This is a genomic window from Bacteroides sp. 1_1_14 (assembly GCF_000162515.1).
In the GTDB taxonomy this organism is placed as follows: domain Bacteria; phylum Bacteroidota; class Bacteroidia; order Bacteroidales; family Bacteroidaceae; genus Bacteroides; species Bacteroides thetaiotaomicron.
The window spans coordinates 289,250-300,768 of the sequence record NZ_GG774709.1 but is presented as its reverse complement, the minus strand read 5'-3'; the positions used below and the strand labels follow the sequence as shown (position 1 = coordinate 300,768).

Here is an 11,519-nt window from a genome sequence, read left to right as displayed (position 1 = left end):
GAACATGCCAAATGCCGCCATCAATGGCTGATAGAATTTGCCAAGATGCCGGATTCCGTAGAGAAATTTGCCGCAATACTTGATGCTACATTGAAAGAAGTAAATTCGGACTATGAGGCGAAGCGTTGGAAAGATATTGCTCTGCAACCACTGGAAGTCATCGTTGCGCGTCCGGGATTGTTCCATGACTGGCTGGCAAGGAAGGGGAAATTAGGCGGACAACACAAAGTGCCCAGATTAAGCAATACACGCGAGTATATAGAGTCAATGCTGGTGCTGAACAATGAATAAAGTTATCCGAACAAATTAAATCATTATATGACAGGAAGTGTCCTACGGTGTACATAATATGCACTGTGGGACTTTTTTTTGTATTACCAGCTTGCTGGCAGAATACAAGTTGCTTCAAATATCTTTCCGGTATGCAACAAATCATGAAACGACTTGCTTTGACTATAATTCCAGTTACATTCGCCTTAGATCGTCAGTAGTTTCCAATCGTTCCCTATACAGGAAACTCCAGTATCCACGGTCAGAAATTCCAGTATCCCGCCTTGGAAACTCTAGTATCTCGCCTCGGAAACGCCAGTGTCCCGCCTTGGGAACGCCAGTTCCCAGCCTAGAAACTGTGATTTCCTCAGCAGATACTCATTACAGTTGCAAACATAAAGATTATCGGCCTACTTTAGGTGTTGCAGATAAAGTATCTGCAACCCATCTGCAACAGGTATCTGCAACGCTGTAAGTAACTGAAAACAAACAAGATAATCCGATTTTGTTGCAGATGGCAGATGTTTTTTACTTTTTCAAACTTAATGGAGGGAAGTGATGATTATTCCACAATGATTCCACCGCCCAGCAACAAACCATCTTTATAGAAGGCAGCAGCCTGTCCGGAAGCGATTGCCGTCAACGGTTCGTGAAGTTGTACATGCAGGAAATTATCCGGTGTAACTGTCACAGTACAATGATTTTCCTGTTTCCGATAGCGAATCTTCACAATGATATCCGCATGCCCTAACAAACGTTCCCGATTAACAATATTCCAATCTTTAAGTAACATCTCCGTTTTCTCCAAAGCCTGTAGGGAAGCGAGTACTACTTCATTCTTTTCCGGGCGAATTTCCTTCACAAAGACGGCACGATTCAAATGAATGCCCAAGCCACGCCGTTGTCCGACGGTATAAAAAGGATAACCCTCGTGCCAGGCTATAAAATCTCCCTTTTCATCGACAAATCGTCCACGTCTGACCTCCGCTGACCAAGTCTGACCTGCACTGACCTGGGGCTGACCTACGCTGACCTGTGGCTGACAATTGCTGACCAACCACTTTTTCAGAAAGCTTCGATAATCCATCGGGCAAAAGCAAACGCCCAGACTGTCCCTTTTCACCGCCACTTTCTGAAATCCCCGTTCAGCAGCAAAGACACGTGCTTCCACTTTGGTAATATCTCCCATCGGAAGCAACATTCTCCGAAGAATATCCTGTTTGAGTCCCCATAAGAAAAAGGTCTGATCCTTGTCCGAATCGGCAGCGTAAGTTATATAACAGGTATCATCCACCTTTACTTTCCGTACATAATGCCCCGTAGCAATATAAAAAATCCCCATTTCATCGGCAATTTTGGATAGAAGAGGCCATTTCAGATAGTTATTGCATAATGTGCAGGGCACAGGAGTATGTCCCACCATATATTCACGCACAAAATATTCGATGATCTGTTTGCGGAATATCTCACGGGCATCATACGTGATATGGCGGATTCCCAAACGCTCTGCCAAATGGCGGGCATCTTCCAGATATTCGGTCGAGTCGTTCAACTCATAGAAACGGAAAGTAACTCCGGTCACCTCATATCCGGCTTCCAGCAATCGCATGGCAGCTACGGAACTGTCCGTACCGCCACTCATTCCTAACAATACTCGTTTGTTTTCTTCCATCATGCTGCAAAATTAAGGATTTTCCCGTATCTTTGTTTGTTAAAGCCTAAAGAGAATGGAAGAGAAAGCAAATACCGGACAAGTTATCATCGTTTTAACCGAACATCTGACGTTCGGCACACTGCTGATTCCTTATATGGCAGAGAAATCTGACGACGGTACATACCAACTCATTGAACAGGCTTTTCACGCTTCACCCGAAGCAATCAGCCGAATGAACGAGGCCGAGCAACAAGCTATCGACATCGCCTCACATTATACAGAGAAATATCTGATGGGGATCTATTCGCGCGAGAAAACAGTATCCCGTTTTCTGCGTAAATTATCCGAAGATCCGGAACGGGTAAAGAACAATATCCGCCCATTCATCGAGAAAAAGTTGCAGGAGATGCTGGCATTGATACGCCATCATAATCTGCCTCTGTATCAGAAACAGGTCGGAAGCAAACTGCTATATGCGCATCATGCCTATCATGTGCACCCTCATGACGTAGAGATCCGTTTTACGTTTCTTGCCGACGAGACCAATTTCCGCTACCAGCTGCAATGCTATTATGACGGGCAGCCGCTCTCATTAAGTGAGCAGAAGCCTGTTATCGTGCTGACCTCCTCACCGTCTGCCCTTTTACTGGGAATGGAGCTGTACTTCTTTCCGCATATTGAGAGCGTACGCATTCTGCCCTTTACCAAGAAAAAGAAAATCAGCGTCCCTGCTTCCCAAATCGAGAAATATATCGATAACATCGTCATTCCGATAGCACGCTATCATGAAATCACGACTCAGGGACTGAATATCATTGAAGAGACGTATGCCTGCGAAGCTGTCCTGTCTCTTGAAGATACCATTTACGACGAACAGATGTTGCGGCTTAGCTTCCGTTATGGTGACCAGTCATTTACTCCCGACACCGTGACCGAAATGAAGAAGATCATTTACCGGAACGATTTCGGCGAGATATTCTTTTTCCGTCGGGATAGCGATGCCGAAGAAGAGAAGCTCCGGATGTTAACAGATTCCGGCTTGCAACGAGTCAGCGACGTTCATTTCAAGCTGTCGCCCGATGCACCCGAAAAGACAATTACCGAATGGATCAGTACATATCGGAAGATGCTCCAACAGTCTTTTCTGCTGACAGGAAACATGGGGAATACTCCTTACTGTCTGGACGAAATCCGCATCGAACAGAGTTGTGATGATGAGCCCGACTGGTTTGAGCTACATATCACGGTAGTCATCGGCAATCTGCGTATCCCTTTCTCACGCTTCCGCAAGCACATCCTTGAAGAGAAAAGAGAATTTCTGTTACCGGACGGACGCATGATTCTTTTACCGGAAGAATGGTTCAGCAAATATGGAAACCTGTTGGAACTGGGCACCCAGACGGAGACGGGGATTCGTCTGAAACCGACCTTTGTCGGTGCCGTACAATCGGCTTTAGAAGAGAACGGACCTAAAGACCTGCCTTTCAAGAGAGAGATACGTAATGTTCCTGTTCCCCAAGGACTGAAAGCGGAACTACGACCCTATCAGCAGAAGGGATTCTCATGGATGGTGCAGCTGAACAAGCAAGGATTCGGCGGCTGCCTGGCAGATGATATGGGACTTGGAAAGACACTTCAGACGCTGACGCTGCTGCAATATATATACAAACCGTTTTCTCCCGATGCGGTCACTGCTCCTACAAAGCCCGTATTTACAGAAAGCACAGCTTCCGACAATCAGCCGGACAAAGAATGTACTGCCGGTAATCCTCCCGCCAAAGAGCAGATAGCAGATGCCGAAGGACAGTTCTCTTTATTTTCGTTCTCCTCCGAAGATGAACTACTGCCGGATGCACGGGAAATCAGAAAGAAAAACAGACCGAAAGAAGATGGTCACAGACAGGAACACGGAAAGAACTCCTGTAAACCTGCCACTTTGATCGTTGTCCCCACTTCCCTGCTCCACAACTGGCGAAGAGAGGCTAAACGCTTCACGACTCTTGCGATAGCGGAATATAACAGCAACACCACGTTTCCCAAAGGACATCCGGAAAAGTTCTTCAATCATTTCCATCTGATATTCACGACTTATGGGATGATGAGGAATAACATTGATATTCTCCACTCCTACACATTCGAATACATCGTACTTGATGAGAGTCAGAATATCAAGAACAATGATTCCCTTACTTTCCGTTCGGTCATCCAGTTGCAGGGCAAGCACCGGATTGCACTTACCGGTACGCCTATCGAGAACTCTCTCAAAGATTTGTGGGCACAGTTCCGTTTCCTGCAACCGGACCTATTAGGAGAAGAAAGCGCTTTTCATAAGCAATTTATCATTCCGATCCGGCAAGGAAACGTCCGTATGGAGAAAAGGCTGCAACAGATCATCGCTCCGTTTATCCTTCGCAGAAGCAAAAGCGAGGTAGCGCCGGAACTTCCCCCGCTTACCGAAGAAACGATCTATTGCGCCATGTCCGAAAAGCAGAGTGAGAGCTACGAACAGGAGAAAAACAGCCTCCGCAACATATTACTCCAGCAACCCGAAAACAGAGACAGATACCATATGTTCAGCATCCTGAACGGTATCCTGCGTCTCCGTCAACTGGCTTGCCATCCGCAGCTTATCTTTCCCGACTTCGACGGGATATCGGGAAAAACGGAACAAATCATCGATACCTTTGACACACTAAGAAGTGAAGGACATAAGGTACTTATTTTTTCTTCCTTTGTCCGGCATCTGGAGATACTTGCCGAGGTATTCCGCCAACGGGGCTGGAAGTATGCTCTGCTGACCGGTTCCACCAACAACCGACCTTCCGAAATCGCCCATTTCACCGAGCAAAAGGATGTGCAGGCATTCCTTATTTCTTTGAAAGCAGGAGGAGTCGGTCTTAACCTTACACAAGCCGATTATGTATTTATCATTGATCCCTGGTGGAATCCTGCTGCCGAGTCACAAGCCATCGCCCGTGCACATCGTATCGGTCAGGATAAACAGGTTATCGCCTATCGTTTTATTACTCAGAACAGTATCGAAGAAAAGATTCTCCAACTACAGGAGGACAAGAGGAGGCTGGCAGAAACATTTATTACGGATAGTGAGGCACTGCCTGCACTGAGCAATGAGCAGTGGGCGGATTTGCTGAAATAACAATCAAACATCTCACTATTGCACCATAAAAGTGCATAATCTAAGCATATTTTAATTACCACGCACTTTGTAGTCATCCATTTTCTCCTATCTTTGCAAACCAAAACAATGCGACATGAAATACAAACTCATAGTGCTCGACCTCGACGGCACACTCACCAATTCTAAAAAGGAAATCTCTTCCCGCAACCGGGAAACGCTGATACGCATACAAGAACAAGGTATCCGTCTGGTACTTGCATCAGGGCGACCGACTTACGGCATCGTACCGCTCGCCAACGAGTTACGCATGAATGAGTTCGGCGGATTTATCCTGTCCTATAACGGTGGAGAGATCATCAACTGGGAAACCAAAGAAATGATGTACGAGAATGTACTGCCCAATGAAGTCGTTCCGGTACTCTACGAATGTGCCCGCACCAATCATCTAAGCATACTGACTTACGACGGAGCAGAAATAGTGACCGAAAACTCACAAGATCCGTACGTACAAAAAGAAGCCTTCCTCAATAAAATGGCGATACGGGAAACAAACGACTTCCTGACTGACATCACCCTGCCGGTAGCCAAGTGCCTCATCGTCGGGGATGCCGGCAAGCTGATTCCTGTAGAATCCGAGCTTTGCATCCGCCTGCAAGGAAAGATCAATGTCTTCCGTTCGGAACCTTATTTCCTGGAGTTGGTTCCGCAAGGTATCGACAAGGCTTTATCCCTTAGCGTACTGTTGGAAAATATAGGAATGACACGCGAGGAAGTGATAGCTATAGGCGATGGCTACAATGACCTGTCGATGATCAAATTCGCTGGTATGGGCATAGCGATGGGCAACGCGCAGGAGCCTGTGAAGAAGGCTGCCGACTACATTACACTGACTAATGACGAAGATGGGGTTGCGGAAGCGATAGAGAGAATCTTCAACGTCCCATAAGGCATTCTTCCTTCAGCAGATCAGACAAAATCCCTTGCAAGTTAAGTTGAAATCAATTATTTATTCTAACTTTGCACTTCCAATAGAACAAATATAAAATGTTATGGAACATCAACTTACCATTTACAACACGTTAGATAGAAAGAAAGAATTGTTCGTACCGCTTCACGCACCGCATGTAGGCATGTATGTATGCGGACCGACAGTATACGGTGATGCTCACTTGGGACATGCCCGTCCCGCCATCACATTTGACGTACTCTTCCGTTATCTGACTCATTTAGGATATAAAGTACGCTATGTACGCAATATTACCGATGTCGGTCATCTGGAGCATGATGCTGACGAAGGAGAAGACAAAATAGCCAAGAAAGCCCGTCTCGAAGAATTGGAGCCTATGGAAGTCGTTCAGTATTACCTGAACCGCTATCATAAGGCAATGGAAGCACTGAATGTACTTTCTCCCAGCATCGAGCCGCACGCTTCGGGTCACATTATCGAACAAATCCAGCTCGTACAGAAGATTCTGGACGCCGGATACGCTTACGAAAGCGAAGGTTCCGTCTACTTTGACGTAGCCAAATATAATAAGGACTATCATTACGGCAAACTCTCCGGCCGCAACCTGGACGACGTACTGAATACCACCCGCGACCTCGACGGACAAAGCGAAAAACGTAATCCCGCCGACTTCGCCCTCTGGAAAAAAGCGCAGCCGGAACACATTATGCGCTGGCCTTCGCCATGGAGCGACGGTTTCCCCGGATGGCATGCCGAATGTACCGCCATGGGACGCAAGTATCTGGGCGAGCACTTCGATATTCACGGAGGAGGAATGGACCTGATCTTCCCGCATCATGAATGTGAGATCGCACAGTCGGTAGCTTCGCAAGGCGATGACATGGTTCACTACTGGATGCACAACAACATGATTACCATCAACGGTACGAAGATGGGTAAATCACTCGGCAACTTCATCACGCTGGATGAATTCTTCAACGGTACTCACAAGTTGCTGGCACAAGCCTACACTCCGATGACCATCCGTTTCTTCATCCTGCAAGCTCACTATCGCAGCACTGTAGACTTCAGTAACGAAGCATTGCAAGCTTCGGAAAAAGGGCTGCAACGTTTGATAGAAGCAATCGAAGGACTCGACAAGATCACTCCGGCCGCAACAACTTCGGAAGGTATCAACGTGAAAGAGCTGCGTGCTAAATGCTACGAAGCTATGAATGACGACTTGAATACTCCTATTGTCATCGCACAGCTTTTCGAAGGTGCCCGCATCATCAATAATATCAACGCAGGAAATGCAACGATCTCCGCAGAAGATCTGAAAGACCTGAAAGAAACTTTCCACCTGTTCTGCTTCGACATCATGGGGCTGAAAGAAGAGAAAGGTTCTTCCGACGGTCGCGAAGCCGCTTATGGCAAAGTCGTTGATATGCTTCTTGAACAACGCATGAAAGCAAAAGCCAACAAAGACTGGGCTACTTCCGACGAAATCCGTAATACATTGACTGCACTCGGATTTGAAGTGAAAGATACAAAAGATGGTTTCGAATGGAGATTAAACAAGTAATTCAAGTTCTCCCTAGCAAACTGTCTCATTAACCGCATATAAAACTGAGGGTCGATTCTTCGCTGAACCGACCCTCTTTCTTTCATAGAAACACAAACATCAATACCTATTTAAATTCTCTCTTCATTTATTTTCAAGAATCATTTCCACCGGTTGTCCATGCTGACAAGTTACATCCAGTATCGTATGGGCACCTTTATATTCAAGCTTTACATTCGCCGGTGTCTCCAAGAAACTCCAGCGTCCTTTCAGCTCTATTATTTTACGAATAGGGCGGCTCGGTTCTTTTGTCGTATACGTCTTTTCCGCAATATTCAAGTTTGGGTCACAGACGCTGAGACGAATCGCCTTTTTTCCCTCTGCCGCATACATGACCATCGTTTCCGCAGGAATGGAAGCAACCACCAGCTTATCGTCAGCAGACCGGTAATCTTCAAAAACAGCATATCCGGTTATACCCGTTTTCCTGTCATAGACAATATGCGCAGTCTGATCACGTTGCCATACTTCGTATGCAGGCGTTTTCTTCAGTTCATCCAAATCCGAAGCTGAAGGCTGAATCAGTACCATATATTCATAAGTAGCATTCTTCGGGGCGTTGCCATGTTCAATCCAGGCAGAAGAAAACGTTCCTGTAGTCTTTTCGCGGGTTTTCTCATGACGCGACTCCTGTTCGGCTATCTGTGAACGAAGGGTTCCGTCAACTACATGATAATAATTATCATAGCCGTCGTGCAACCAATAGTTATCCTTACCTGTCTTCTGCTCTTTGCCGTTAAATTTCGTCTGGAAGAGAGTGGTCTCCGTAGGATAGTCAGCATTGCTGTTCGTGATGCCTGTTCCGAGGCAGATCATCCGGTTATCAAAACAGAAGACGGATTTACGGGCTACAAAGTCGGGAGTAAAGTTCTCATAATCACGTTCCGTCAGTTTCATTGCAAACATTCCGTTCATGCCGCCTAAAGAGCTGCTTCCGGAAAAGTTTTCCGTAGACCGTGCCATCGTCGTACCTTTCAGGGGACTGTCCAAGAGTTCAAAAGGAAGATGAATGGTGGTCGTACCGGGCAGACGGTTCCAGTCCCATCCTTCCTGTACAAAACCACTTCCAGCACGGGAGACGGGATTTCCTTTTCCCATAATCTGTACCGAGCCGTAGCTTTGATAACGTCCGTAACGATTATCTTTCGCATAGATTTCAGCACCCCATACATCTGTGGTATATCCTTTCAGTGTCACCATCCAGTCTGCACGGCGGAAAATACCTGCCGATCCATAGTTATAAACAAAAAAACCGTGGGGAGCCTGTGCAGGCTGAATACCTTCTTTTCTGAAGAAATGTGCATTCCTTGTATTCCGATCACGTATCAGACGCAAATAATCGGCGGCCAGTCCATGATCGAATGTATTTCCCTGACCGGACAAGTCTCCTGACAATGCAATATTGGCAAATGCTTCTATATCATCGCTTCCCATCTTTCCGCCAAAAGGATGGCGACCGCTAATGCCTGTCCCCCATTCGTAAAGGTTACAATAATTGCGCATGGCGAGAAAGGCAGACTTGATATGTTGACGTGCCTCTTCCGTCAGTTCAAATCCGGTCCCGTTGGTGAGAGCGATAAATTGGCCGATGGTAGCCAGTACTCCGGTTGTATAGCCGGGATAGAAACCTCCGTGATGAAAGGTCGTTCCATCTACTTTGATACCGCCGAGAGTGCCCGGAGTATAATTCAGCGATGAAGACAACCAGCGCGACAAACCATTCAAAGCCTGTTCCTGTTCTCTTGCATCGGGGAACATCATGGCGGAGATAAACTTTGCCATCAAGAGCGTATGCCATGAATCCAGTAATTCATCCCGCTCCGGCGGACACGGTTGACGGGTCTCCTGTAAAGCAGCCCAGAAACGTAAAGTGGACAGATAGGCATCCCGGTGAGGATGTTTATAAATCGCGTCCCGCATGAGCCAGGCGGTAGTATATATTTTACGCACCTGATAGCCGTAATGATGGTTCGTCCCCATGCCGCTGCCAAAAGCGAATCCCTGATCCATTGCATAGTCGAATACGGTAAAATAGTTCTTCTTCGATGTCTCATTCTGATTGTAGAAGGCATCGTATGCAAAACCGGCAAGCATCGTTTCGACATCATTCCATGACATCTCCCCTTTCTTCTTGTCTTGCTCGTCCGGTGCTACAACAGGAGTTCCGGTAAAGCCGGTCCCGGCTGCGGAGGGAGCAATGGCAGCTCTTTCAAAAGTTTTATAGGCAGCGTCGATCTGTCCTTGGGGAGCTTTCTTCACATCGAGAAATTCAGTCAGGCGTTGTTCGATTGTTTTCAAGTCTTTCTTTTGTCGGGCTGTCAATTTAGAAAGCAAGGGGACATCATAAGACTGCTGTTCCCACTTCCATACAAGACACCAATGCCAAAGGTCACGATTGGAAAGGCCGTTGTTAGCTGGCAGTTGTTGGTCCGGTGTCGTGCGCAGGTTCATCTTCTTTTCCAGAAAGGTCAGGCGATCCAGAAAGATGCGCCCTTTACGGTCGGGAGCAACCAGACGATAAGAAACTATATTTTTATCTTTCTTATCACCGTTCATGTAGGCGAAAGATATCCAGCAAGCCCGCCAGCCTGCCGCTTGCAGATGATACGTGAACCAATAAGAGACTTCACCCGCCTTATTTAGAAACTCAAAACGGATAGAGTCCTGTTGGGGTTTCTCGTTATATATCCACAGGGTAATACCAAATTGCTGTTCCTTTTTGGCATTCAGCGATAAAGGTTCTATCTGAACGTCCAGTGTCGAGGCAGGTTGGAAATCCCATTCCAGACTGCTTTCTCCCTCTTTATAGAAAAGAGAAGAAAGTTTCACTTCACCTTTCCCCGAAACTTTGAACGTCTCGGGAACCTTTTCTTCAAACCCTATGACCTGCGCATAAGAGGACAAAGAACAAAACAAGAACAGAAATATAAAACAAACAGCTTTCATGATCATTAATTGTTTAAAGGCAGTTCTTACCACACCCGGGTGTCAGGATGCACGACACCCGGGTGTCAGCATGTATGAGATCCGGGTGTCGGTATGTATGAGACCCGGGTGTCATACAAACCGTATTAGTATACGGTATCAGTAAGGTATACGGTCCGAAAGAATCTTTTCCGTATACCACGGATCGTCGATTTCTTTCAGCATTGTTCCCATTTCACGATAAAGTTGCTCCACAACTTCCTTATTTTCATCCAAAGGCAGATTATTCAGCTGATAAGGGTCGTTTACGTCATCAAACAGCAGACTTTTCTTTAGCTGTTTCGTCTCCCGGTCGATATACAGAGCCAATGTATAGCGAGCCGTCTTAATGCCGCGCGAAGAGGGGAAATAAGATTGCACCAATCCATCCTTATCTTTCTCTCCATCCAGATTCTGAATATACAACGCACCTGCCGGACGAACAATTTCCGCCTTTTCATCGAAGAAAAGAGGTGCGAAGTTGCGTCCCTGCACCTCGGAAGGAATCGAATCCCCCAGACCGCACAAGCCGAGTACGGTAGGCATAATGTCGGGAGCAGAAAGCAACAAATCATCTACCCGGGGCTGAATCTTACCGGGGAAACGAACCAGGAACGGAATATTCATAGATTCGGAATAGGGAGAGTTCTTAGGGTCGTCCGTTCGCTGGCTGCACATTGTTTCGCCATGGTCGGAAGCAAAGATGACTACTGTATTTTTATCCAATCCCAATTGTTTCAGTGCTTCCAAAATCTGTCCGAAAGCACGGTCTACTCCGGTCACAGAAGCAAAGTAGTAACGGACGGATTCCGCTTTTTTCATATTCAGATCTACGTTTGGGCGAATCAGCAGACTGTCCAGCGGTTGATCTTTATAAAGATTGAAGTCCTGTTCTTCACAATCGTTCAGCGAACGGTATGGG

General features: G+C 46.5%; 7 protein-coding genes. 4 read left to right on the top strand and 3 right to left on the bottom strand.

The features are described from left to right. On the top strand, positions 1-291 hold a 291-nt coding region (locus tag HMPREF9007_RS05610), incomplete at its 5' end, for a GH3 auxin-responsive promoter family protein (protein WP_032850626.1). 541 nt (positions 292-832) lie between these two features. Here HMPREF9007_RS05610 and mnmA read toward each other — a convergent pair. After that, on the bottom strand, positions 833-1,942 hold the full coding sequence (gene mnmA / locus HMPREF9007_RS05615; protein WP_008762957.1) for a tRNA 2-thiouridine(34) synthase MnmA: 1,110 nt from the start codon (positions 1,940-1,942) through the stop codon (positions 833-835). 55 nt (positions 1,943-1,997) lie between these two features. Here mnmA and HMPREF9007_RS05620 point away from each other — a divergent pair, with 55 nt between their 5' ends. The 3 genes from HMPREF9007_RS05620 to cysS all read left to right on the top strand — a co-directional run bounded on the left by HMPREF9007_RS05620 (position 1,998) and on the right by cysS (position 7,594). Further along, the gene (locus HMPREF9007_RS05620; protein ID WP_008762956.1) at positions 1,998-5,081 is read left to right on the top strand and encodes a DEAD/DEAH box helicase; all 3,084 of its coding nucleotides are present in this window, start codon (positions 1,998-2,000) and stop codon (positions 5,079-5,081) included. Positions 5,082-5,196: 115 nt separating this feature from the next. Beyond that, complete coding sequence (locus HMPREF9007_RS05625) at positions 5,197-6,009, top strand: Cof-type HAD-IIB family hydrolase (protein ID WP_008762955.1); 813 nt, start codon at positions 5,197-5,199, stop codon at positions 6,007-6,009. Between the two features lie 103 nt (positions 6,010-6,112). After that, positions 6,113-7,594: a cysteine--tRNA ligase gene (gene cysS / locus HMPREF9007_RS05630; RefSeq protein ID WP_008762954.1), complete on the top strand. Its 1,482-nt coding sequence runs from the start codon at positions 6,113-6,115 to the stop codon at positions 7,592-7,594. Between the two features lie 123 nt (positions 7,595-7,717). On the opposite strand, the gene HMPREF9007_RS05635 is transcribed toward cysS, so the two are convergent. Together HMPREF9007_RS05635 and HMPREF9007_RS05640 are read right to left on the bottom strand one after the other, a co-directional pair. After that, complete coding sequence (locus tag HMPREF9007_RS05635; RefSeq protein WP_008762953.1) at positions 7,718-10,579, bottom strand: chondroitinase family polysaccharide lyase; 2,862 nt, start codon at positions 10,577-10,579, stop codon at positions 7,718-7,720. 138 nt (positions 10,580-10,717) lie between these two features. Beyond that, positions 10,718-11,519 (bottom strand): sulfatase-like hydrolase/transferase (locus HMPREF9007_RS05640; RefSeq protein WP_032850625.1); only part of this gene is annotated, 802 nt, incomplete at its 5' end.

Bases quoted from the DNA above. Each gene is read 5' to 3' on its own strand.
- mnmA (WP_008762957.1), bottom strand. From the start codon at position 1,942: ATGGAAGAAAACAAACGAGTATTGTTAGGAATGAGTGGCGGTACGGAC.
- HMPREF9007_RS05620 (WP_008762956.1), top strand. From the start codon at position 1,998: ATGGAAGAGAAAGCAAATACCGGACAAGTTATCATCGTTTTAACCGAA.
- HMPREF9007_RS05625 (WP_008762955.1), top strand. From the start codon at position 5,197: ATGAAATACAAACTCATAGTGCTCGACCTCGACGGCACACTCACCAAT.
- cysS (WP_008762954.1), top strand. From the start codon at position 6,113: ATGGAACATCAACTTACCATTTACAACACGTTAGATAGAAAGAAAGAA.
- HMPREF9007_RS05635 (WP_008762953.1), bottom strand. From the start codon at position 10,579: ATGAAAGCTGTTTGTTTTATATTTCTGTTCTTGTTTTGTTCTTTGTCC.